The organism is Tichowtungia aerotolerans, assembly GCF_009905215.1.
GTDB classification, from domain to species: Bacteria; Verrucomicrobiota; Kiritimatiellia; order Kiritimatiellales; family Tichowtungiaceae; genus Tichowtungia; species Tichowtungia aerotolerans.
Map to the genome: position 1 here is coordinate 2,103,390 of NZ_CP047593.1, position 23,836 is coordinate 2,127,225.

The window sequence follows — 23,836 nt, forward strand, 5'->3', positions numbered from 1 at the left end:
GCTGTAAAAAGAGCCCAAACCCGGTGAAGCGCATTTCTGAACCCAGTAATACTAGGTGGGTGCCCTCTTGAACGGTCGAACATTCGGCCGAACCGTCCCAAGCTCCCTTTATTTAATGCTTAACGGATCAGAAAATATAGCTTCATAATCCGGGTGGGCAAATTTTTAAAAGAACAGTCGTGGAGCTCCTTTCGCTCCTCTGAAAGTATAGTACTCCTGACAGAATACCCGGTCAAGGTCAGCTTTCGCGGATCGCGGCACCGGTCGCCTTGCAGACGCGTTGCCCGGCCGCTTCATGGAACTTGTTGACCTTGTCGTCGGTCAGCGTTCCCTTTGGCGAGCGATAAACAAAGCTGTATGCCATGCTCTTCTTACCTTTCTCAAGCGACTTGCCGCGGAAGATGTCGAACAGTTCAACTTTTTCCAGCTCGGCGGGTGCACCGCCGTTGATCGCTTTGATGATTTCTTCGTGCCGGACGGCTTCGTCGACAATGAAGGCGAAGTCGCGTTCGGTCGCCGGATAGAGCGGAATATCCTGGACGGTTCCGGTTTTCCAGATATTGGAAATCAGCGGGTCGAGATTGAGTTCGGCTGCGGCAACCGGATCATTCAGGCGCCATTCTTTTCGGGCGTTGGAATTAATCAGCCCGATCACGCCGATTTCGGTTTTGCCGTTCATTACTTTCAGCGCACGGCCCTCTTCAAAGGCGCCGTGTTTTTCCAGGGGCTGGAATTTCACTTTGGTGACCTTCTGGGCGATCAGCAGCTGTTCCGTCAGTCCTTTGAGCCACAGGAAAATTTCTTCTTCGCTGACGGCGCGCATCGAGTCGAGCGCAGCGCGGCCGGGCGTTCCCATTACGCCGAGGCAGACCTTTTCGGTTTGTTGCGCACCTTTGCTGAAGGTCCGTCCGATTTCAAAAAAGACGGCGTTGTTGATCTGGCGCGATTTGTTGCGCCCGAGGCTTTCAACCATTTGCGGGATCAGAGAGGTGCGCAGCACAGACTGTTCGGCGCTGATCGGATGCGGCAGCTCTTCGCGGTCATCGCTTTTGCCGAACAGGTCGAGCAGCGGATGGTTGACCAGGGTGTAATTCATAATTTCGCGTGCGCCGAGTCCGGCCAGGTTTTTGCGGCAGGCGGTGATGGCACGGACGCGATCGTCGTGTGCGCCGGCCACGACCTGCGCGGTCGGCAGCTTTTCAGGAATTTTATCGACGCCGTACATGCGGGCGACTTCCTCGATCATGTCGACTTCGCGGACAAGATCGTCACGGAAAGTCGGGATTTCAAGCGTTGCGCCTTCGTCGTCGCTGGAGAGAATGACCATTTCCAATGTCTGGAAGATTTTCTTCATTTCATCGACGGGTACGTCGAGGCCGATCAGCTTGCAGATGTTGGCCCATTTGACAGAAACCTGGTTTTTGGTTTTCGGTGCCGGGTAGGCATCAACGACGCCTGCGCAGAGGTCGGCTTCGGCCAGCTCGGCCATCAGCGCGGCGGCGCGGCGGCTGGCCCATTCGACGGTATCGGCGTTGACGCCTCTCTGGAAGCGGTAGGAGCTGTCGGTGAAGTGTCCGAGCGCTTTGGCGGTGTGGCGAATGCCGGACTGCTCAAACGTGGCTGCTTCAAGCAGGACGGTTGAGGTGTCGTCTTTGATTTCCGTGTTTGCGCCGCCCATAACGCCGGCGAGCGCAACCGCTTTTTCAGGGTCGGCGATAACGAGCATTTCATCCGTCAGTTCGCGCTCTTCATCGTCGAGCGTGGTGAACGTTTCGCCGGCCTCGGCACGGCGGACGATAATTTTACCGTCTTTGACCAGATGGTAATCAAACGCATGCAGTGGGTGGCCGGTTTCGAGCATCACATAGTTGGTGATGTCGACGAGGTTGCTGATGGCGCGGATACCGCAGGCTTCGAGGCGCGCGACCATCCAGTCGGGCGACGGACCGACTTTTGCGTTTTTAAGCACGCGGGCGGTATAACGGGGACAGCGCTCGGCGTCCTGAATATCCACAGAGATGAGAGACTCAGCCGTTTCGGTGCTTTCTTTGAGTTCGATGGACGGCATTCTGAGTTCAGCGCCATAGATGGCAGCGACTTCGCGGGCGATGCCGATGATGCTCAGGCAGTCCGGACGATTCGGGGTGATTTCGAGTTCGAAAACGGTTTCCGGCGGCGGCATCAGGTTTGCAAACGGTGTGCCGGGTGCGAGGTCCGCATTAAGAACCATCAGGCCGGCGTGGTCATTGCCAAGGCCGAGTTCGTCCTTGGCGCAGAGCATGCCCATGGAGACTTCGCCGCGGATTTTGGCTTTTTTGAGCGTAAACCCGCCGGGCAGGGTGGTGCCGACCGGGGCGAACGGATATTTTCCGTCGACTTCGACATTCGGTGCGCCGCAGACCACGCGCATTGTTTCATCTGCGCCGTATTCGACGGTGCAGAGCCGCAGTTTGTCGGCGTTTGGGTGAGGTTCAATCGCTTTGATTTCTCCAACCACGACGCCTTCAAAGGTGCCGCCGATGGTCTCAATATTTTCGACTTCCAGCCCGGCAAAGGTCAGTTTGTCGGACAGTCCCTCAATTGTATCTTCAAAATCTACCAGCTCTTTCAGCCAGCTGAGCGGGAATTTCATAATTGCAAAGCTCCGTTATTCTTGGCTATCTTTTCCGTTTAAGTCGAGCGAGGTTGTATACCCGACGCGACCCGTTTGGCACAAGCAAGAAGGGACAGGGAATGGTAGAGCGCAAAGCGGTTATTAAAAATGAAGCCGGTATTCATTGTCGTCCCACAGCCGTAATTACACAAGAGGCCGCGAAGGTCGATGCTGTGATCATGATTCTCTCTCCCGGTGGAACCTGTCAGCTTGGATCGGCTCTCGATCTGATGATGCTCGGCCTTTCGCAGGGTACGCTGGTCAATATCCAGGTTGAGGGCCCGGATGAAGAGCAGGTGGCCGATCAGTTCAGGGAACTGTTTGAAACCGAATTTGATTTCCCGAATGCGGGACTGGGTGGTTAACTCTGATTCTTGGCCGTTTTATATCGATAGATCGGGTGTTTGTTTAAGTTAACAGTCCCATGCATTTAAATGTACGGGATAAAAATCTGACACTGCTGTGTTTGAAAGAAAATTAATCTCTGATAGAAACAGCTCATGTTTTATCGGTCTTCCGAGGTGAAAGAGGAGTTGTTTCCCGGTGCAGCAGGCTATCGGCGTATCTGCCGGTCGAATGAACTGCGGGAAGGGCCGGGGTATTATTTTCCATACAGTGAACGGCATGTGCAGGCACTGTGGTTTGATGACTCCCTGCGCCCCTCGGCATTGAAAACCTCCCTTGGCGAACCGGTGGCTGTGGAGAGCCCCGGTCGCTGGAATCTGGAAGCAGGACCTGATTTTCGAGGTGCTGTCCTGCTGGTTGGCCGTGAGCGGCGACGTGTCGCGGGCGACGCAGAGATTCACATTTTTTCCAGTGATTGGAAAAACCACGGGCATCATACCGATTCGCGTTATGATGACGTTCGGTTTCACATCACCTGGTTTGCCGGGCCGGTCAACCCTTCTCAGTTTCCTCCCGGAACAGTGCATATCTCGCTGAGTGATCAATGCGCCATCAACCTGGACAGCATCGATGTGACGGCGTATCCCTACGGCGAGCCGCGGGCGAGTTCGCACTTTCCAATGTCTGGAAAAAGACCGGATGAGATTTCCCAAACCCTGGAAAATGCCGGAATGGAGAGGATGAGACAGAAGGCGCTGCGTCTTGCATGGCTGATGCAGGAGCGCGGCGAGGCGCAGGCGGTCTATGAAGAAACTGCGGCAGCGCTGGGCTACAAGAACAATAAGGTATCGTTTCGAAAATTGGCCCAGACGATGCCGTTGTCGGCTTTGGCTCGCTATGGTGATGATTGGGAGACGGTGTATGCGGTATTGCTTGGGATTTCCGGCCTGCTTCCGAAGCAGCCGGGTGCAAAGTGGAGCACGGAATCCAAAGCGTATTTTCGGTCATTATGGGATTGCTGGTGGCATGAAGAGCATTGCTGGGAAGATGTTATCCGCATGAATCGCAGCGACTGGAACTTTTCCGGGGTGCGCCCGCTCAATCACCCGGTTCGCCGTTTGTGTGTTTTGGCGCAATGGGTGTCCGGTGGTTTTTTCCAATGTTTGGAAGAAAAGAGCGTTTGTTCTGAAACGGCTTTCCAAGCCTTGGAAAAAAGCTTCTGGAATCAGCGCATTGGATGGACCGGCAAGGAAAAGAAGACAGAGCTGATCGGAAAAGGGCGATTACAGGCGATTGAGCTGAATGTGTTTGTTCCTTATCGATTGGCCAAAGGTGAGGGATCAGCGTTGGGGAAGCTTCCGGCGGAGTCGATGAACAGCGTGATTAAGGAGGCGGCTTACATTTTGTTTGGACCGGACCATTCTTCCAGGCTTTATCGATCGGCGATGGCCAGGCAGGGGCTTTTGCAGATTCACAGCGATTTTATTCTGCCCGGACGGATTTCAGAGCTTGGCTGATTGAGAATGAGATCTCCGTCTATTTTTTCAGCCAGAATCTTGCGTTTTCGATTGCGCCGAACAGTTTAACTTTTGCTCCGCGGTCCCGGGTTGCGGTTTCCACAAACTTGAGCAGATCTCGTGTTTCGTCTTCGATTTTTCGTCCGAAAATGGCGATCCTGCAATTCAGCAGTCGGCAGAGGAGAGGCAGGCGATCGATGAGTTCAAAACAATGATCCATGGAAATCCGGTCCGCATTGAGCGAACACTCAAGAAGAATGGCGCGAGGCCGGTGTCCGTGCGAAATCTCAACAACCTGATGCCAGACCAGCAGAGTATCCGGATTGTTCAGTATCCCGCTGACAGTGATATGCAGCACGTCATCTTGATATGAATGTGAGATCTGATACGACATTGCACAAACTTATTAATGAAAAGCGATGGACAATAATGTGTAACCTTAATCTTTGAAAGCAAAAAAATAAATAAAAAAATCTCTCTTTTTCGAGAAGTTTTTTGCCGCCCTTTTTTGTTCGATTGGAGGAGACGTTTCTGCGTACTTAGAGTGAGGCTTCTTTTGCTAAAACAACACAACGGCACCCTACGACTGTAAGTCGCGGCGATGCCGTTGAATCACTTTGAAAAACAGCGACGGTTGTTATGGTATTATTTTACGTACGAACAGCAGTAATCAGCCAACACAGGAACTTTCAGTCTGAATGAGCTGTTTGCTGGGACTTTGAAGGATGTTCCTTCCTGATAGGTTTTCCACTCGGTTTCGCCGGCGATGAGCACGGTCATTTCACCTCCGAGCATTTCCATGATTTCTGCGGCGTCGGTGTTGAACTCATAGTCGCCTGCCAGCATCACGCCGAGCGTTTTTTTAGTGCCGTCTTCAAACAGGACGGCTCGGCTGGTGACTTTGCCATCAAAGTAGACGTTGGCTTTTTTGATGACGGTTACGTTTTTTAATTCGGACATGTTTGCTCCTGGGTTCGTGAAAACCTCCGTTTTCCCGAATGGATTGTCAAAGCGATTTCACAAGAGGTGCCGCATTCAGATTGCTTCAGTCGGAACAGATTTGTAGCCTATGGAAAACTGGAGATGTCATTAAAATGAAGACGATAGGTTGTTGGATCAGAATTGTACTGTTGGGAGTGTTTGGATTTTCTTTGGTCACGGGAGCTGCGCCGCGGATCGAGAAAAATATTTTTTATCCGAATATTTCAGTGGAACAGGCGGATACTTTGCAGACTGAACGGTGTCGGCTGGATGTGTATGTTCCGGAAGGCGCCGAGGCTCTTCCTGTTGTGGTCTGGTTTCATGGCGGCGGAATGAAAACCGGTGATAAATATTTTCCAAATGGTTTGCAGGGGAAAAACGTAATCATTGTTGCGGTCAATTATCGTTTGTCCCCAAAAGTGAAATGCCCGGTTTACATCCAGGATGCTGCCGCTGCGGTGGCGTGGACGTTCAAAAATATTGAACAGTATGGCGGCGACCCGGAGAAAATTTTTGTATCTGGGTTTTCAGCGGGCGGTTACCTGACGGCGATGGTGGGGATCGATCCTCAATGGCTGGGAGCGCATGGCATCCGGACCACGCAGCTCGCTGGAATTGCTCCGATTAGCGGCATGATGTCCACTCACTTCACCGTTCGCTCGGAGCGCGGCGATACATCCAAAATTCCGGTGATTGATGAGTTCGCGCCGATTCAGCACTGCACGAAAGATGCGCCGCCGGTTTTGTTTATCACTGGCGATCGAAATAAGGATTGGCCGGGTCGCATGGAAGAAAACCAGCTAATGGCCAAAACGCTCAAGATCGTTGGGCATCCCGATGTGACCATCTATGAACTTGAAGGGCTCGGCCACAGCGGGGGACAGGAAATTGCTGCCTGTCCAATTTTCCTTGAATGGATTCAGCAGCACCTCGGCGACTGATGCTTCCGCTATGATTCGCTCAGTCGCTTTTGTTCTTCGGCGTTGAGCAGGGCGTGGGCCTCGCGCAGGATGCCGGGGATTTCCTTAGCAAACGGGCTGTTCTCCAAAAAGGGCTTCAATGCCTCATCATCCACGTTTGCAGCCTTTTGCCCCGGGAACCAGTGTTCGGCGTTGCCGAGCAGGTTGTAGCGCATTTTTCCGAAATCGACCATGTCGAGTCCTTTGGCGAATGTCCACAGCCGCAGAATTTCGGGAATGTTGATATCGCCGGGCGTGTCGATCTGGCGCGGCAGGCCTTTGTGCCAGTGGTGGACCCAGTCGGCGCCGAGTGTTTTTTCCAAACATTGGACAAGCTGCTGTTCGATTTTTTCAACCATTGGAAGTTTTTCTTCCAAATCCTGGACGGCGGCGACGTGCTCGACGAAGTCGGACGGGCGTGACGGGCCGATGGATAGCGTGTGAACCTCAGGGCGGCGCAGGCAGTAGAGGTCGTTGAACTGGATCGGTGTAAGCGGCTGGCAGGCTTCGATCAGCTTCACGGGCGGTTGGTAGAGCATGCCGCCTTTGTCGACCGGGCTGATGATGAAGACGCCCATGTCCTGTCTGGTTGCGGCTTCGACCGGTGCCCAGTTGACGGGGTGATAGACGAAGTACCAGTGCAGGTTAACGTATTCGAAGAGGCCGGTTTCGATGGCTTTGACGACGGTGTCCGGCGGCCCGTGGGTGGAAAAGCCGATGTGCCGGCAGCGGCCTTCTTTTTTGAGCTGCTGAAGCGCGGGCATGCTTTTGAGTGCTTTTTCGAGTGTTTCGTCGTTGTTGATTCCGTGAATGGAAAGTAAATCGACATATTCGAGCTTCAATGCGCTCATGGACGTTTCGAATGCTTCCAGGAATTCCGCGGGCGAATCCTTGGGGCCGACCTTGGTCTGGATGATCATTTCGTCGCGCGGGAGTGTCGGCAGGAGTTTGCCGAGCTGGTATTCGGAGGTGCCGTAGCCGCGGGCGGTTTCGATGTGACTGACGCCGAGGTCGAGCGCGTAGCGAATGCAGGCTTCGAGGTTTTTCTGGTTGTCCTCGGTGACGGAGTCGCGGTCTTTTGTTTCATCGTTCCAGCTCTGCTGGTAGCGCATTCCGCCGCAGGTGATGACGGGCATTTGCAGTTCGGTTTTTCCGAATCGGCGTGTTGGTACAGACATGGTTAACTTCCTAAAGCGATAATAATACTTAATGAAATAGCGGAAAGCAAAGTGCTGACCACGATAATGTGTCCGGCGAGGTCGCGGTCGCTGTCGAAAATGTCGGCCATCACAAAGCTGGCTACGGCAGTGGGGCAGGCGAGATAGATCAGCAGAATCTGACGGTTGAGGGGCGACAGGCCGAGCAGACGCGCGAGCCCGAACCCGATCAGCGGCTGGATGAATACTTTGATGGCGGATGAAAGGAAAGACAGCGGCAGTCCCCGGTTCAGTCCTTTAAAGGAGAGAGAGGTGCCGATACTCAGCAGCGCCAGTGCGAGTGCAGAATTGCCCAGCGTTGCGAGAGAACGTCCGATGGCCGAAGGAAAATGAAAACCCACCATGTTCAACAGAATTGCTGCGGCGCACGAGACGAGCAGCGGATTGGTTAGAAGCTGTTTACAGAACAGGGCGGCTGTGGCCACAGGACGGCGTTTTTCCCGGCTGCCGTATGCCAGCAGAACGGTGATCGAAAAAATGTTGTAGAATACAATCGCCGGGGCGAGAGCGATGGTGGCCAAGGCTTCGATGCGCGGGGCGGTTTCGCTCATCGAATAAAGAATAACCGGCAGGCCGACAAAGGCATTGTTGGCGCGCGAGCTTCCCTGAACAAACGCACCGGACTGCCGGCGGTTGAGTCCCAGCAGTTTGGCCATCACGATGCCGACGATCGCGGAGCAGATGGTGGAGGTAATCAGTAGAAACGAGATGCGCGAAACTTCGTTTGCGCTGAAGGTTGCATTGGTGATCTTGTTCAGCAGCAGGGCCGGCAGGGCGATCCAGTAGGTAAGGCGGTTGAGGTTGCGTCCCAGATCGGCACTGAAAAAAGACGCCCGGGTCAGCGCCTTGCCCAAGGCGATGATCAGAAAGACCGGGATGAGACTGTTCAGCACGTGCATGCCGGCAACCATAAGAAATCCGGTTTCGGAAAAGCAACGCTTATACTCGCTTTAACTCGGTTCAAAGAATGAACTTTCCAATGATTGGAAAAAATCCGAAGCTGATTTGGAAGAACCTTGGAGGAAAAAATGAGTCGACCGATCTGCCGAACTTTTGATGCCGCTGTGCTTGTTCCGGAAATGTCCCGTGAGGAAGCCGGGAATGCGATAAAAACCTGCGTTGCGATTCATGCATACAGTGCATGTGTTCGCCCTTGTGACATCGAATTGGCTCAGCAGATCTGCGCCGGCAGCAATACCAAAGTTTGTGTTGTGCTCGGTTTTCCGCACGGCGTTCAGCTTTCTGCATCCAAAGTCGACGAAGCAAAACGCTATGTGGAAATGGGCGTGCATGAAATCGATATGGTTGCCAACTACGGCTGGGTTCGATCTGGTATGTGGGACGAGGTGAGAGCGGATATTGCTGCGGTGTCCGCGGTTACGAAGTCAGCTGGAACACCGCTGAAAGTGATTTTTGAAACGTCCTGTCTGAATGCAGATAAAATCCGAAAACTGACCGAGGTTTGTATCGAAGCCGGAGCCGATTTTGTGAAAACCTCGACCGGTTTCAACGGCGCGGGTGCACAGGAAGAGGATGTGAAGCTGATGCTCGAAATAGCGGACGGACGCATCAAGGTGAAGGCGTCCGGCGGCATCCGCGACGCGGAACGCGCCCAGATGTTTATCGATATGGGTGTGCACCGCCTCGGGGTTAACTGGTCGTCCAGCGCCGCAATTTGCGCGGGTGGACAAGCCGAAGGATCCGGCTATTAGGTAGATCAAAACAATGATTTCCTATGAAAATTTTGCCTGATGCCCTTTCTTTGCCTGGAATTTTAGAAGCGCATCTTCTTTTCGCCTGATGATCAGTTTTTATTAAGCGGCTTTTATTGATTGACCAGAGGCGGTAGCATGAGAATGTTCTCCATGAGCGGGCGGCACGGCTTAATGTGAATTTTTTTTTTACTTTTTAAGTCAAGCTGGCCTGCCGGACAGTACGGTACGCATTAAGTGAGTTGACTGAAAGCAAGCCGATGGTCAAAAAAGGCATACTACTGAGCATGTTGCTGGCTGCGATATGTCATAGTGATCCGGTCGATGGACTGGATGGGATGGCCGGCAGCAGCACCATGGACGAGATCGAGGACTGGTTCGTCGTTACAGGATCCGTTCAATCTGTCACCAACGGTTATGGGGCTGTTGGTATGATCTCAGCAGCCGGCAGCAACAGTCTCTGGACGGCTGAGTATGTTTCGAGCGATGTCCTTCAGACCAATGCGGTGTATGGACTGGCTGTGCGGGCCGGGAACTGGAGTTCCAACCCGGGGAGCGGGACGGTCTTCGCCATCGCGATCGGATATTACGATAGCGAATGGCACGAACTGACCAACAAGACGTTTACGGGCGGGACCGCAGGGGAAATTACGCCGACGATCAACGGTTCCTATGAAACCCTGGTGTTTACGAATGAGCTGGCTGTTTTCGCCAACGTTGCTGTTCGGGTCGGCCGCACCGGAACCTCCGGAAGCTGGGGCGGATTTGATACTGTCTCTTTGACGATCCTGCAAAGTGACTCCGATGGCGATGGATTGCCGGATCGGTGGGAATTCGATTATGGGCTCAACCCGAATGATGGCGGGACCTTCAACTTCGATGACGGAGACCTTGGGGATCCTGACGATGATGGACTTCAAAACCATCAGGAGTATTCCCTGGGCAGCGATCCGCTGGTCGACGAATGGAAGTCTCGTCCCGAAAAGGCCCGGTTGATGGTGATTAATGCCCACCCGGACGATGAAGCAATTTTCTTTGGCGGTGCGATTCCATATTACACGCAGGTTCGGCAGCTACCCACAATAGTCATTTCCATGACCAGCGGACTTGTCAGTGAAACGGAAATACACGAAGCCGAATTTCGCTCTGCCTGCTGGGCCTACGGACTGCGTAACCAGCCTGTATTCGCTCGTTTCTATAATAATGTATGGAACGCATCCCTCGATGAGACCTGGGATACCTGGGCCGATGGTGTGCTCGATGGAGACGACATCACTGAAGGGCAGGCATTGGCCGCGGAAACGCTGACCTACTGGATTCGGCGGTATCAGCCGGACGTCGTAGTAACGCATGATCTGGAGGGGGAATATGGTCACTCCGACCACATAGCGACCGCCATTACAGCCACCAATGCTGTGCAACTCGCAGCCGATACCAACTATGTGGATGGCCTTCAGCCATGGCAGGTGAAAAAGCTGTATCTGCATATGTATCCAACCAACCAGCTGTTTCATGATTTCTGGCAGGATGTAAGCATTGATACCAATGCCGACGCCACAGCTGATATAACGCCAATGGATGCCGCCGATATCGGGCTCGCCTTTCACGTTTACCAAGGGACTCCAACGAATGCATCGACGGTATATGCAGTCAATGAAACCTCCGATGCCGGATGGGAGCCGTATCCCAGTGAATGGTGGGGACTGGTGTCGAGCACCGTTGGCGCCGATACCGCGACCAGCTTCACTGCGCCCGATGCCGATAACGTAGAGATCTCGTATGTCGGATGGGCCCGCGGTGACTTCTTTGAACACATTACCGTCTTTGCCGACAGCGATTACGACCAGCTTCCAGACGATTGGGAGCTTGCTCACTTTCCCAGTTTGGAGGCCGCCGATCCGGATGCCGATCCGGACGGGGACGGGCTGGACAACGCCGCGGAGTTCGGCGCCGGAACCAATCCGGCCCTGAGCGACACCGACGGCGACAGCTTTAATGACGGCCTGGAAGTGATCAACGGCGGGGACCCCCTGGTTAGCGACCTTTGGCGCATTGATTATATCCGGGACAACGGAGCCGATTACGACCTGTATTCATCGAATGCCGTGCTGGACCTCAGCATCGGGCAGGCGGCATTCGCAGTAAGCGGCGGAACCGCCTGGCTTGCGCTCCAGCTTGAAAAATCCGAGGATCTCATCACATGGACCAATGCGGGCGACACGGTGATCTGGAGCATTCCCGTCAATACGAACAATGCTTTTTACCGTGTCCGGTCCAGCAGATGATCATGCAGCCTGAATCTTATTCCCACTCGATGGTGGACGGCGGCTTGGAGCTGATGTCGTAGCAGACCCGGTTGACGCCTTTGACTTCATTGATGATCCGGTTGGAAATGGAATCCATCACATCATAAGGAAGTTTGTACCAGTCGGCGGTCATGCCGTCGCGGCTTTCGACCGCGCGAACAGCGACGACGTTTTCGTAGGTGCGGTCATCGCCCATTACGCCGACGGACTGGATCGGCAGCAGCACGGCGAAGTACTGCCAGACGTCGAGGTGGTTGTCCATTTTCATGATTTCTTCGCGCACGCGCAGGTCGGCCTGCTGGAGCACGTCGATGCGCTCGGGCGTGATGTCGCCGATGATGCGCACGGCGAGGCCGGGGCCGGGGAAGGGCTGGCGGTCGACGACATAGCTCGGCAGGCCGAGCTCGCGCCCGACGGCACGAACTTCATCCTTAAAGAGTTCACGTAGCGGTTCGATGAGGTCGAACTGCAGGTCGTCGGGCAGCCCGCCCACATTGTGGTGGCTCTTGATGGTGGCCGACGGGCCGCCGATCGGGGAAACCGATTCGATGACGTCGGGATAGAGCGTTCCCTGTCCGAGATATTTGACTTTGTCGCTGAGCGTGCGCGCTTTTTCAGCAAACACGTCAATAAAGGTGGTTCCGATGATTTTGCGCTTTTGCTCGGGATCGGAGACGCCTTCGAGTTTGCTGAGGAACAGGTCGCCGGCGCGGGCGACGTGCAGGTCGATGCCGAAAGCATCACCGAAGAGTTTTTCGATTTCTTCGGTTTCGCGGTAGCGCATGAGGCCGTTGTCGACGTAGACGCAGTGCAGCTGGTCGCCGATGGCTTTGTGGAGCAGGGCCGCCACGACGGAGGAGTCAACGCCGCCGGAGAGGCCGAGCAGGACGTGGTCGTCGCCGACTTTTTCGCGGATGGCGGCCACGTTGGCTTCAATAAATTTGCTCATTTCCCAGTCGCCGGCGCATTTGCAGATACGGAAGGCGAAGTTCCAGAGCATTTCTTTGCCCTGCGGGGTATGGACGACTTCGGGGTGGAACTGCACGCCGAAGATATTTTTTTCGGGGTGCTGCATCGCAGCAAAGGGACAGTTGTCGGACTCGGCGACAACTTCGAATCCGGCGGGCATTTGTTCAACTTTGTCGCCGTGGCTCATCCAGACCTGCAGATCGGGTTCCAACCCTTGGAAAAGGGGAGAGTCGCCGGTGATTTTCATCATGGCTTTGCCGTATTCACGTTTCTGGCCGGGATGAACGGAACCGTCGAGCGTGTGGGCGGTGAGCTGCATGCCGTAGCAGATTCCGAGGACCGGAATGCCGAGCTCAAAAATGGCCGGGTCGCATTTCGGCGAGTCTGCATCCGGAACGCTGCACGGTCCGCCGGAAAGGATAATACCTTTCGGTGCGCGGGTCTTGAGCTCTTCCGCCGGCGTATCAAAGCGGATAATCTCGCAGTAAACTTTTTGTTCGCGGATCCGGCGGGCGATCAGCTGAGTGACTTGTGAGCCGTAATCCAGGATGGCAATCCATTCAGTATGTTTCATGAGCGTTTTTCCTTTTCCATCAGCTCCATGAATTCTTCAAAGAGGTAGAAGGGGTCGTGCGGGCCGGGGCAGGCCTCGGGGTGATACTGCACGCAGAAGAGCGGCAGAGTTTTATGCCGCAGTCCGGCAACAGTATTATCGTTCAGATTGATGTGGCTGATTTCCGCGACTTCGGGATTGATGGAGTCGGCGTCGATGCAGAACCCGTGGTTGTGCGAAGCAATTTCGACCTTTTTGCTGCGGGTGTCCTGAATCGGCTGGTTTCCGCCGCGGTGGCCGAATTTCAGCTTATAGGTTGTTCCGCCGAGTGCGAGACCGAGCATCTGGTGACCGAAGCAGATTCCAAAGGTTGGAAGGCGCGCTTCAACCAGTTCCATCACGGTTTTGACAATCTGCGGTACGCCGGCCGGGTCGCCCGGGCCGTTGGAGACAAAGAGGCCGTCCGGTTTGCAGGCGAGGATTGCTGCGGAGGAGGCTCCGTTCGGAAAAACGCGGCATTCGCAGCCGAGCTCATCAAAAATACGCAGTTGGTTGAGTTTAATGCCGCAGTCGATGACGGCCACGCGGAACTTGGCGTCCGGTTTGCCGCCTTCCGGATAGGTGTAGGGCTCGGTGATGCTGACCTCTGTAGAGAGGTCACGACCAACGAGGCCTTCAGAGGCTTTGGCTTTGGCGACCAGACTGTCCTTGTCGGGATCTTCAGTGGAGATGATGCACTTCATGGCTCCCTTGTCGCGGATGTGCAGGGTGATGGCGCGGGTGTCGACCTGATCGACTCCCACGATGCCGGCCTGTTCGAGGTATTCCGGAAGCGGCATGGTGGAGCGCCAGTTGCTGGCGATGCGGCTGCATTCGCCGATGACAAGCCCCTTGGCGAATACGGCGCGTGATTCCGCATCTTCCGGGTTCACCCCGTAGTTGCCGATCAGGGGATAGGTCATGGTGACGATCTGACCATTATAGGAAGGATCGGTGAGAATCTCCTGATAGCCGGTCATCGAGGTGTTGAACACCAGCTCGCCATAGAATTCACCGCTTCCGGCAAACGCCCGGCCTTCAAAACAGGTGCCGTCTTCAAGTGCGATAATCGCTTTTTTCATGTTAACCGTGTCCAAATAATTGTTCTGATTTCCGCCAAAATTCCGCACATCATCACAATCCGAAGGGAGGCTTGCAACCCTTTTCGCCCCCCGACTTGGTGATATTTTTACAGAGCTTGACGGGAAGGGGGCGGATGCATACACTGTGCCCCTGTTTTTGAGAAAAGTGCACTCGGAACCGGAGTTCCGAATGCGGTTATCAGTTAAAGGTTATTGGTTTGCGACGAGAATGAACTTCCGTGTGTTGTCGCAGAGCCGGTTAGCTGATAACCAAATAACCGATAACCGGGGTTCAGTCCCCAGCGAGGAGTATTTTTAATGAGTGATGTTGAAGCTGCCAAATCCGCGGGCAAAAAAGTGCGCGAAGTCCTGTTTTTCGAGCTGGAAACGTTGGCGATAACCGGTCGCAAAGCTATGTTTGAGACTCTTCAAAAGGTCATGAAGTCCAAAGATATGGATGTGACCAAGGCTCTGTTTGCCAAGTGCGGGCTGACGGCTCGTCCGGCAGCCGCGATTCAGGCGATGATTGACAACTCCGGTCGCAACCTGACGACTGGTGATCAGCTTGCCGAACAGGCGGAGTCTGAAATGAAGAAGTTTTTTGAGAGTGACCTCGAATTAAACCCGGCTCTTCCTCCGCTGATCAAAGCAGCTCAGGAAAAGAACATCGAAGTGGTTGCGCTTTCTCCGTGGGGAGAGGAATTGGCCGGTACGTTGATGAAGAAGCTGGGCCTGGACGAACTGGGAGTCGATTTGGTTGCTCAGGATTGTCAGGAAGCGGTTTTTCCGCGTGCGGACCACTGGTTGCGTTTCCTTAAACAGCGTGAGCAGGATACAATTCCGGTGATTGCGCTGGTGACTTCTGCCGGAGCCTGCCGCGGAGCCATGACTGCCGGAGCCACCTGTGTGGCGATTCCGGATGAGTACACCTCCTTCGAAGATTTCTCCGGAGCCAAAATTATTATGGATTCGCTGGACGAAATGACTCCGGCAGAAATCCTGGATATGGTCTGCCGGCACTGAGTTGTCGTTTCGGCAGGATACTGATTGAGAAAGCTGAGCGGATTTCCGCTCAGCTTTTTTTATTGGTTTATTTGAGGATACATTGTGGCGTCTTTGTAAATGTGAGTTGAATGATGGTGTTTTTGTTTGCGCAGGCTTCAGGTTTCGTTTTATGGTGCGAACCACTTAACCCAAATAGTGAAGATTTTTTGATAAGAAAAAGATAAGAGGGATCAGTCATGCGTAAACAAATTGCAGTATCAGGTTGGGCGGTTTTGGTTGGAGCAGGGCTTGTTGGCGCCGATCAGCTCATAAATGATGATCTGGTTGTCGGGTCGTCGCTTGCGATCGGAACGGATGCGGTGAACGGTGAAAACTTTGGGTTTGATACCGTCCGACTGAAGGAAAACAACCTGCGCATTCACTTCCAGGACACCAGTACCTCAGGTTCGTTTCCTACGCGGGACTGGCGGATTATCATTAATGATTCGGGAAATGGGGGTGCCAATTACTTTGCGATTGAGGATTCAGATGCCGGTCGGCAGGTTTTTCGTGTAGAAGCCAACGCTCCGTCGAGCTCTCTCTACGTGGAAGACTCCGGGCAGATAGGTTTGGGGACGGATAATCCGGCTGAAGACCTGCACATTGCTGCTGGAGATACCCCGACGATCCGGCTGGATCAGGACGGGAGCGCCGGTTGGTCCAGATATCTTTGGGATGTTGCGGGTAATGAAGCCAACTTTTTTATTCGGGATGTTACAGGGGGCGGTGCTCTTCCGTTCCGGGTTTTTCCGGGGGGGACGGAGAATAATCTGGTGTTGAGAGACGGGAAGGTTGGTGTTGGCCTGTTATCTCCGAATGCCATGCTCCACGTAGAGGCTACAAATAACGCGGTCGGTTTGATTATCGGCCCCTCCGGAACGATCGCCTCGAATACACTGCATGTAGCAGGGTCTGCCTATATCGGCGGCACACTGACGATCGCCAGCAGCCGGGCGCTAAAGGAAAATATTGACCCCATTTCCACCGACGAGGCCATGGCCGCATTTGCGCAGCTCGAGCCGGTTTATTACAACTACATTGGTGATGATGAAACCCAGCTAGGGTTTATTGCGGAGGATGTTCCCGAAATTGTGGCAAGCAACGGGCGCAATGGGCTGTCGCCCATGGATTTTTCCGCACTGTTGACCCGGGTGGTTCAGGAGCAGGGGCGCCGGGAGGCTGAACTGACCGCACAGGTCGAGGCACAAAGCGCTCTCATTGAATCGCTGTCGACACGTCTGGAACTGCTTGAACAGCAGAACCGTGGGGAGTAAACGCCATGAAAATTCGGGTACTGTCCATATTAAGTTTGCTGGCCGTAGTGACGTTTCCGGGCCGGGCTTCCGACCTGGTGATTCAGTCCGGAGGTGCTCTGGTCTGTCAGGATGATTTGATGGTCGAGTCCGGGAAGATCACCGTAACAGACGGCGCCGTGATGGTGATCGATAACGCATCGGTTTCCTGTCAGGATTTTCAGTTGGACTCGATGTCCAGTTTGGCTGCAACCGGTACGCTGAGTGTAAGCCGGTATTGGATTAACAAAAGTGATTTTGTGAAGCCATCTTCTCTGTCGATCCCAAAAGAAATTTCCTCGATCTCCGATGTCAACTTGGCGACCGGGTTTGGTGATACAGACGGCGACGGAATTACGGACCGCGGGGAGGGCAGCTTCGATGCCAATACAAATGGCGTGGCTGACTTTTTGGATCCAAGCCAAGCGGAGCCAATGGCTCACATTCCGGTAGAGTGGCTGGCGTCTAAGGGACTGCCGAGCGACCACTCCGAGGATTATGGCGATTCGGATGGCGACGGGGCATCCAACTGGAATGAGTATCATGCAATGACGGATCCCCTGGACTCGAACTCCCTGTTGAAAATCACGGAGTACATCCGCAATCATCCAGCCACCGGTGAGGTATATCTCACGTGGAGCAGCGTCAATGGCCGGACCTATGAACTCCAGTATTCAACCAATCTGCTGGAAGTCGGAGCAGGGTTTGCCACAACCGAATCCGGATTGGATGGCGCCGCTGTTTCTACGTCGGTTTCTGTTGAAGAACCACTCGATCCACATGGTTTTTATCGCATTAAGGTTAATCCGTAATCCCGGGCGAGGTTTTCATGAAATATTCTTCTCTATTATCCACTCTATGCGCCTGCCTGTTCGGGGCAATTTCCAGCGCGAACGCTCAGGCAGCTTTTTCCAAAGTATTTTCGCCTGATACCATCGGGCCTGATAATCACAGCACATTGACCTTTACAATCGGTAATGGGTCGTCGGTTCCGGCAAGGGAGCTGGCATTTACAGACATTCTTCCTCCCGGGGTCATCATTGCCAGTCCGGCCAACGCTTTGATTGATGGCGGCGAGGGAACGCTGAGTGCTCCGGACGGAGGAAGTGCCATTGTTTTTTCGGATGGAAAAGTGTCTGCCTTCAGTTCCTGTACGATCTCCGTCAATGTGACCAGTTCGACCCCGGGAACCCATTCCAGTGTGTCCGGAGTGCTGACGTCGTCGCAGGGCAGTAGCGGAACGGCCTCGGATGACCTGACGGTTTCAACTTCCCGGCCGGGATTTTCTAAGAGCTTTTCGCCGGCATCAGTCGGTTATGGAGGAAGAATCACTTTAACCTATACGATCGATAATACATTGAATGCTTCGGTGGTTGGGACTGTTACGTTTTCAGATCATCTTCCGAACGGGATGGTGATTGCAGATCCGGCTAATGCCTGGACAGATTGTGTTAATACCACTTCTCCTAATACAACGATAACAGCAGTTCCAGGAACAGATATGATTTCATTGGCGGCTTTGGGTAATACATTTGCTGGGTTCGAAGTCCTGCCGGCCGGAGCCGTTCGCACGGTTACGGTGGATGTGGTTCCGGAATCGATCGGTTCCTTGGTTAGTTCCGGGCCGGAAATGCTGGCGGACTACTCGTCGGTTGGCTTGGCCGGAACCACACTGAATGTTGCTGAAGACCAGCTTATTCTCAAAGAATCCTTCCTGAATGATCCAGTGTCACCGGGAAGTACGAATGCTTCGCTTGAATTTACGATCATTAACCGCAGCCGGAGCGCCACGGCCACGCAGATTTCTTTTACGAATGATCTGAATGTAACACTGTCCGGTCTGATTGCTTCCGGTTCTATGTTGACCGATATTTGCGGGCCCGGCTCCACACTGGACGTGGGGTCGCAGATTGTGCTTAGCGGCGGAACGCTGGGCTCCGGGGAAACCCGCAGCTTCCGTGTGCCGTTGCAGGTTCCGGTTTCGGCGACTTCCAGAGCCTACACAAATGCGACGAGTCCGGTTACCGGATGGATGGACGGCGTGAAGGTCAGTGGTACAGCGGCAAGAGACTCCCTGTTTATTTCCTCCGCCCCGGTTTTCACCAAAGAATTTATTGATGATCCGACCACGGGTGGCGGGACTGTAACCTTGCGGTATACCCTCACGAATCAGGATCCTTCCGCCAGTGTGACCAATATTGCATTTACCGATGATATTGGTGGAAATATGATCAATCGCGAAGGTGCCATTCCCGGAATGGCCGCGAAATCGTTAGTGGCTGAGGATGGACTGAGCCCGGCCCCGCTCACCGACATTTGCGGTCCTGGGTCCATGCTGACCATTACAGACCCGAATGATAGCCTGCCGTCGCCGCCGTATCCCAACCTTCCTCCTGATCCGACCCTGCTGATGTTTTCCGGCGGCAGTCTGGCGCCTGCCGGGCAGCCGGGCGATTCCTGCAGTTTCGATGTGGTGCTGGATATTCCATCGGGACTTCCTTCCGGAGAATACATCAGCACAACGAGTGAGCTTACCGCTTCTCCTGAAAACGGCGCGGCAGCGTCTGATGCTCTTGTGGTGATATCGGCCCCGATGCTGACCAAGGAATTTATTGGTGATCCGGTGGCTCCGGGCGGCACTGTGACGCTGCAATACACGCTGTCTTATCCGGAAGAGGCGACCGCGCCTGCCACGGAGATCACCTTTACGGATGATCTGAACACGGCCCTGGCGGGACTCGCGGCAAACCTGCCCGTCATCCCGGATCCGCCTTGCGGTGCGGGATCTTCCTTATCCGGAAGCGCCGGCAATACGCTTCTGACTCTGAACAACGGAACATTGTCGCCGGGCGAAAGCCGCACCTTTCAAGTGACGCTGAACATTCCTGCCGGTGCATCTGCCGGAAGTTTTGTCAGCAGTACCAGTCTGGTAGCTGCCAATATTGCCGGGATGGCCACGACAGCTTCCACTGCCAGTGACGACCTCACGATTTCCTCGCTGATTTTTACAAAAGAGTTTCTGGATGATCCGCTGATTGCCGGGGAAACCGGGACCCTTCGGTACGTCATTCAGAATGTCCATCCCGCGGAAGATGCCGCGATTAACTCGTTCTCGGACGACCTGAGTTCTGCGCTGAGCGGGCTCGCGGTGGCCGGTGCGGTCACACAGGACAGCTGCGGCGGGACTCTCAGCGGGACGACCACCTTAACCTACATCGGTGGAAACGTGCCTCATGGGCAGACCGCCGTGATTGACGTGCCGGTCGCCGTGCCGGTTGGCGCGGGCGATGGTGCCTATCGCAGCGTATCCGGATTGCTGTCCGCGACGCAGGCCGGTGCTTCGGTCACTGCGGGCCCGGCGACGGATGTTTTAGAGGTGAACTCCTCGCGTCTTCTGCTCACTCTGAACATAAGAGACGATCTGGTGAAGCCCGGTGATGAAACCGTTTTTGAATTGACCCTCAAAAATCTGGACGCCTCCCGCACGGCATCCAATATTGGGTTTTCGGTCGATCTGGATCACGTCATATCGGGGATGACCTTCGGGCAAATCCTCTTCAACGAAATCCAGGGAGGCCTATCCGTAGGGGGGGCATCGCTGATGACTGTTTCCGGGGCATCTCTTGCCGCCGGCGCATCAGCGAACGTACGGCTTATTGCAACCGTTCCGGCGAATACGGCGAACGGAAACTATTCGTTCACCAGCAGCATCCTGACCGGTTCGATCGATGGGCTGGATGTACGCGGAAGTGCGGCCGGTGATACTTTGGAAGTGCTTCAGCTTCTGCCGTTCAGCCAGTCATTCGATGGCCCCACCGTTGCCGGAGGGTCGGCAACGCTGACGTTCAGCCTTTCAAATCCCTGGACCAATACGGTGTCAGCTCTGCGTTTTTCAGAAGATCTCGACAGCATCATGACAGGGCTGGTTGCGGTCACTCTTCCGGAGAGTCCTCTGGGAGAAGGATCTGTTATGTCCGGTACATCTTTCCTGACATTGACCGGCGGCGAGCTGTCGCCCGGCGAAAATGTCACTTTCGATGTCGAAGTCCAGGTGCCGGCCAATGCGGCTGCGGGCACCTATTTTGCTTCGACCAGTGATCTTACGGCGAATGGTTTGACTCGTTCGGATCCCGCGACCGCGAATCTGGTGATTGAACCGCCGCCGACCTTCTCTAAGACCTTTTCCCCCGACTCCGTGGCCTACGGGGAAACCAGCACGCTGACCTTCACGATCGATAATACGGCCAGTGTTCTGGATGCCATAGGACTTGATTTCACCGACAACCTCCCGGCCGGGCTGGTGGTTGCCTCTCCGGCCAATGCGTCCACCACACTGACCGGTGGAACCCTCACGGCTGTTCAGGGCTCCGGATCCATCAGCTACACCGGAGGCTCTGTGGCCGCCGGTACCAGTGGGATCGTTCAGGTGGATGTCACCGCGACTGCTGTCGGCAGCTTTATCAATACCAGCGGATCGCTTACCTCCTCATCCGGGAACAGCGGAACCGCGACGGACACACTCACCGTTGTGAAAGCTGATCAGACGATTAGTTTTCCAAGCCTTGGAACTCAGGCTGTGACCAATCAAATTGGTTTGGCTGCCACGGCGACATCGGGCCTGGGTGTGAACTTTGCGGTGATTTCGGGACCGGCATCGATCAGCAGCGGCACCAACCTCAGCTTTTCCTCGGCCGGAACGGTCAGTTTGCGGGCAAGCCAGAGCGGTGACGGAAACTGGAACGCTGCGGCCATCACGAATACATTTGATGTGCTTGGTGTGATTACGAATGTCGCACCGGATAGCGGAACGGTATTCGGAGGAACCGAAGTTGTCATTGACGGGCTGTGGCTTGGAAATGGAAGCGACATTACAAATGTAACCTTGTGCGGAATTTCGGCCGCGATTGTTTCGCAGTCCGTTCACAGCGTAACGGTTTCGTCCAGTGTGGCGCCGCCGGTTCAGACCAACGGCAATGTGGTGGTTGAGTCGGGGTTTGGATCGGTCGTGCTGACCAACGGTTACACCTATCGGCCGGTGCCGCTGCCGCCCACCGCCCGCTCTGCGGTCGACATTACGGACTCACAGTTTGTCGCCCGCTGGAAGAGCAACGACGAAACCGCAACGCACTATTTTGTGGATGTGGCAGAGTCGACCAATTTCACGGCCATGACAGGAATCTATACGAACTGGAATGCCGGCGGCAACACGGCCTGTCTGGTGACCGGCCTGGTGGATGGCGTGACCTACTGGTACCGCGTTCGCGCGGCCAATCTCTATGGGTCGAGTTTTGACTCCAACCTGATTGAAGTCCCGGTGAGCACCAATACTCCGTATGTGAAACAGGAAATCACCAACGGTCTGGTCAGTGCCGGCTCGGGCGATGAGCTGGAGCTGAGCGATCTGTTCCATGGAACGGACAAGAGCTATCAGATCATTTCCAACAGCAATCCGGCTCTGGTCTCGGCGGCGCTGGATGAAAATTCCGGCACGCTGACTTTTGTCTATACTGCGGGAATGTCGGGGACGGCTCTGATTACTATTCGCGAATGGACCGAGACCGACTATACAGGGTTCTATGTGGACAATACGATTCAGCTGGTGGTCACTGATGATCAACCGGCCTGGAGTGCGGGCGCGGTTACGTTTAATCTGGGTAACGGCCTGTTTGAGCAGGTGGTCAGCGTAACGAATACCTCAGGCAATACGGCGCAATCGGTGACGCTGACGGTCTCGAATATTACGGACGGGGCGACCCTTTACAATGCCACCGGAACCGATTCCGACGGCAACGCAGAAATCCACTGGGTCGGCACGCTTGCGGGAGGGGTTGCGATGGACTTCACTCTCCAGTACTACACGGCGGCGATGGGCGTGACTCCCACCGGAACGGTTTCGGTGTCGCTCAGCCTCGAACATCCGGATGTTGTACTCGATGAGGCCAACGAAATTACACTCATTGGAACCGTAGAGAGCGGTTCCACCTTTGTGATCGCATTTAATGCCGAAATCGGCGCCACCTATTATGTGCAATATGCGGAGACTCCGGCCGGTCCGTGGAAAACGGCGTATCCGCCGATTACTGCTCTGACCGAACAGGTTCAGTGGGTAGATTCCGGCCCGCCGGTGACCGAACCGGCAGGCAGCTCACGGGTTTATCGGGTTATCAAAGCCGACTAAGGGAGATTTGAGATGAAACAGGCAATCGCACTATTCGTTTTATGTTCCGCAGTGAGCGCCCGCGCCGAAGTCGGCGTGAGTGCCGGTGCTTCGTTTAACTTTAAAGCTGACTTTCGAAATGCCGCCCGGACGCAGGGCAGTCTCAGCAGTCCGGATACTGCCGGCAACCGCACGTATGACGACGGGTATGTCCGCTCCGATAATATCCCTGGATATCCTGACCAGACCCGGTACTACGGTTATGACACCGCCGATGGTGCGGATATCAGTGTTCCCGGTGAGCTTACGCTGCACAGCTCCCAGACGATTATCGATGCGCAGGAAGCGTCCGGAGAACAGTCCGAAGGCCAGCCTTCCATCGAAATTTACTGGAAGGAAAACCTCACCGATAACGACAGACTCAACATCGGTCTGCGTGCGGCATTTCGCTGGCAGCGCATCGAACTGGACAGCGCCTCGGTCAGCACCACAACCACCCGGACGGAGAACCATACCTATCTGTATTCTTCCGGTGCATTGCTCACGGGCAGTTATGACGGCTATCCGACACCAACTCCGGGATATCCCGTGATTGGCGACACCCCGACAACCGAAACGGTGTCCTATACCGTCGGAGAAAGTTTGGTGGTCTTCAGAGAAATTAAGGCCGATATCTTCGGTTTTGACCTGGGTCCGACTCTTTCTTTTGATCTGGCCGAAAAGCTGAGCTTCACTGCATCTGCCGGTGGAACGGTTGCCTGGATTCAGAGCGACTTTTCGTATGAGCAGGGAGCGTACAGCAGCGGGTCGGATTGGGACGAAGACTGGCTCTTCGGCGCATATGTCTCCGCTGACCTGCAGTATAAACTGGGCGAGCGCTGGGGGATTTTCGGCGGAGTTGCGTATGTGCGGCTTGAAGACTTCGAGCAGGAAGTCGACGGAATGGTCAGCGAGCTGCAGTCTGATGACAGCTATACATTGCGTTGCGGACTGTTCTTCGAGTAACGTAC

At 54.6% G+C, this 23,836-nt stretch carries 17 protein-coding genes; 10 read left to right on the forward strand and 7 right to left on the reverse strand.

Going from position 1 to position 23,836, the window contains the following annotated elements:
* Positions 1-238 precede the first annotated feature (238 nt).
* Positions 239-2,632 (reverse strand): phenylalanine--tRNA ligase subunit beta, encoded by a 2,394-nt coding sequence (gene pheT, locus GT409_RS08600; protein ID WP_160628693.1) that lies wholly within the window; start codon positions 2,630-2,632, stop codon positions 239-241.
* 101 nt (positions 2,633-2,733) lie between these two features.
* Between pheT and GT409_RS08605 the strand changes: the two genes are divergently transcribed.
* Both GT409_RS08605 and GT409_RS08610 read left to right on the forward strand, forming a co-directional pair.
* Positions 2,734-3,018, forward strand: a complete 285-nt coding sequence (locus GT409_RS08605) for an HPr family phosphocarrier protein (RefSeq protein ID WP_160628694.1) — start codon at positions 2,734-2,736, stop codon at positions 3,016-3,018.
* 135 nt (positions 3,019-3,153) lie between these two features.
* Positions 3,154-4,515, forward strand: a complete 1,362-nt coding sequence (locus GT409_RS08610; RefSeq protein ID WP_160628695.1) for a DUF2851 family protein — start codon at positions 3,154-3,156, stop codon at positions 4,513-4,515.
* Positions 4,516-4,534: 19 nt separating this feature from the next.
* On the opposite strand, the gene GT409_RS08615 is transcribed toward GT409_RS08610, so the two are convergent.
* The gene (locus tag GT409_RS08615; protein WP_160628696.1) at positions 4,535-4,909 is read right to left on the reverse strand and encodes a hypothetical protein; all 375 of its coding nucleotides are present in this window, start codon (positions 4,907-4,909) and stop codon (positions 4,535-4,537) included.
* A 251-nt stretch (positions 4,910-5,160) separates the two neighbouring features.
* Positions 5,161-5,475, reverse strand: coding sequence for a pyrimidine/purine nucleoside phosphorylase (ppnP, locus tag GT409_RS08620; RefSeq protein ID WP_160628697.1), 315 nt, complete (start codon positions 5,473-5,475; stop codon positions 5,161-5,163).
* A 134-nt stretch (positions 5,476-5,609) separates the two neighbouring features.
* Here ppnP and GT409_RS08625 point away from each other — a divergent pair, with 134 nt between their 5' ends.
* Positions 5,610-6,437, forward strand: coding sequence for an alpha/beta hydrolase (locus GT409_RS08625; protein WP_160628698.1), 828 nt, complete (start codon positions 5,610-5,612; stop codon positions 6,435-6,437).
* 8 nt (positions 6,438-6,445) lie between these two features.
* Here GT409_RS08625 and GT409_RS08630 read toward each other — a convergent pair whose 3' ends face one another.
* Positions 6,446-7,633, reverse strand: a complete 1,188-nt coding sequence (locus GT409_RS08630; protein ID WP_160628699.1) for an aldo/keto reductase — start codon at positions 7,631-7,633, stop codon at positions 6,446-6,448.
* A gap of 2 nt (positions 7,634-7,635) precedes the next feature.
* Positions 7,636-8,583, reverse strand: a complete 948-nt coding sequence (locus tag GT409_RS08635) for an AEC family transporter (RefSeq protein ID WP_160628700.1) — start codon at positions 8,581-8,583, stop codon at positions 7,636-7,638.
* Positions 8,584-8,700: 117 nt separating this feature from the next.
* On the opposite strand from GT409_RS08635, the gene deoC reads away from it, so the two are divergent.
* A complete protein-coding gene (gene deoC, locus GT409_RS08640) occupies positions 8,701-9,384 on the forward strand; it encodes a deoxyribose-phosphate aldolase (protein ID WP_160628701.1) in 684 nt (227 codons plus the stop codon).
* 242 nt (positions 9,385-9,626) lie between these two features.
* Positions 9,627-11,669 carry a PIG-L deacetylase family protein gene (locus GT409_RS08645; RefSeq protein WP_160628702.1) on the forward strand — a complete coding sequence of 681 codons (2,043 nt, stop codon included), beginning with the start codon at positions 9,627-9,629 and terminating at the stop codon, positions 11,667-11,669.
* A gap of 16 nt (positions 11,670-11,685) precedes the next feature.
* Here GT409_RS08645 and guaA read toward each other — a convergent pair whose 3' ends face one another.
* Both guaA and carA read right to left on the reverse strand, forming a co-directional pair.
* Positions 11,686-13,233, reverse strand: coding sequence for a glutamine-hydrolyzing GMP synthase (gene guaA / locus GT409_RS08650; RefSeq protein ID WP_160628703.1), 1,548 nt, complete (start codon positions 13,231-13,233; stop codon positions 11,686-11,688).
* Entirely contained in the window at positions 13,230-14,333 is a 1,104-nt protein-coding gene (gene carA / locus GT409_RS08655) for a glutamine-hydrolyzing carbamoyl-phosphate synthase small subunit (protein WP_160628704.1), read from the reverse strand. The genes guaA and carA overlap by 4 nt, the downstream gene beginning before the upstream one ends.
* Before the next feature lie 318 nt (positions 14,334-14,651).
* Here carA and GT409_RS08660 point away from each other — a divergent pair, with 318 nt between their 5' ends.
* The 5 genes from GT409_RS08660 (at position 14,652) to GT409_RS08680 (ending at position 23,831) form a co-directional block, all read left to right on the forward strand.
* A complete protein-coding gene (locus GT409_RS08660) occupies positions 14,652-15,356 on the forward strand; it encodes an HAD family hydrolase (RefSeq protein WP_160628705.1) in 705 nt (234 codons plus the stop codon).
* Between the two features lie 218 nt (positions 15,357-15,574).
* Positions 15,575-16,651, forward strand: coding sequence for a tail fiber domain-containing protein (locus GT409_RS08665; RefSeq protein WP_160628706.1), 1,077 nt, complete (start codon positions 15,575-15,577; stop codon positions 16,649-16,651).
* Positions 16,652-16,656: 5 nt separating this feature from the next.
* The gene (locus GT409_RS08670) at positions 16,657-17,481 is read left to right on the forward strand and encodes a hypothetical protein (protein ID WP_160628707.1); all 825 of its coding nucleotides are present in this window, start codon (positions 16,657-16,659) and stop codon (positions 17,479-17,481) included.
* A gap of 17 nt (positions 17,482-17,498) precedes the next feature.
* Positions 17,499-22,847, forward strand: coding sequence for a fibronectin type III domain-containing protein (locus GT409_RS08675; protein ID WP_160628708.1), 5,349 nt, complete (start codon positions 17,499-17,501; stop codon positions 22,845-22,847).
* Between the two features lie 12 nt (positions 22,848-22,859).
* A complete protein-coding gene (locus GT409_RS08680) occupies positions 22,860-23,831 on the forward strand; it encodes an outer membrane protein (protein ID WP_160628709.1) in 972 nt (323 codons plus the stop codon).
* Positions 23,832-23,836: the final 5 nt, after the last annotated feature.

Bases quoted from the DNA above. Each gene is read 5' to 3' on its own strand.
- pheT (WP_160628693.1), bottom strand. From the start codon at position 2,632: ATGAAATTCCCGCTCAGCTGGCTGAAAGAGCTGGTAGATTTTGAAGAT.
- GT409_RS08605 (WP_160628694.1), top strand. From the start codon at position 2,734: ATGGTAGAGCGCAAAGCGGTTATTAAAAATGAAGCCGGTATTCATTGT.
- GT409_RS08610 (WP_160628695.1), top strand. From the start codon at position 3,154: ATGTTTTATCGGTCTTCCGAGGTGAAAGAGGAGTTGTTTCCCGGTGCA.
- GT409_RS08615 (WP_160628696.1), bottom strand. From the start codon at position 4,909: ATGTCGTATCAGATCTCACATTCATATCAAGATGACGTGCTGCATATC.
- ppnP (WP_160628697.1), bottom strand. From the start codon at position 5,475: ATGTCCGAATTAAAAAACGTAACCGTCATCAAAAAAGCCAACGTCTAC.
- GT409_RS08625 (WP_160628698.1), top strand. From the start codon at position 5,610: ATGAAGACGATAGGTTGTTGGATCAGAATTGTACTGTTGGGAGTGTTT.
- GT409_RS08630 (WP_160628699.1), bottom strand. From the start codon at position 7,633: ATGTCTGTACCAACACGCCGATTCGGAAAAACCGAACTGCAAATGCCC.
- GT409_RS08635 (WP_160628700.1), bottom strand. From the start codon at position 8,583: ATGGTTGCCGGCATGCACGTGCTGAACAGTCTCATCCCGGTCTTTCTG.
- deoC (WP_160628701.1), top strand. From the start codon at position 8,701: ATGAGTCGACCGATCTGCCGAACTTTTGATGCCGCTGTGCTTGTTCCG.
- guaA (WP_160628703.1), bottom strand. From the start codon at position 13,233: ATGAAACATACTGAATGGATTGCCATCCTGGATTACGGCTCACAAGTC.
- carA (WP_160628704.1), bottom strand. From the start codon at position 14,333: ATGAAAAAAGCGATTATCGCACTTGAAGACGGCACCTGTTTTGAAGGC.
- GT409_RS08660 (WP_160628705.1), top strand. From the start codon at position 14,652: ATGAGTGATGTTGAAGCTGCCAAATCCGCGGGCAAAAAAGTGCGCGAA.
- GT409_RS08665 (WP_160628706.1), top strand. From the start codon at position 15,575: ATGCGTAAACAAATTGCAGTATCAGGTTGGGCGGTTTTGGTTGGAGCA.
- GT409_RS08670 (WP_160628707.1), top strand. From the start codon at position 16,657: ATGAAAATTCGGGTACTGTCCATATTAAGTTTGCTGGCCGTAGTGACG.
- GT409_RS08675 (WP_160628708.1), top strand. From the start codon at position 17,499: ATGAAATATTCTTCTCTATTATCCACTCTATGCGCCTGCCTGTTCGGG.
- GT409_RS08680 (WP_160628709.1), top strand. From the start codon at position 22,860: ATGAAACAGGCAATCGCACTATTCGTTTTATGTTCCGCAGTGAGCGCC.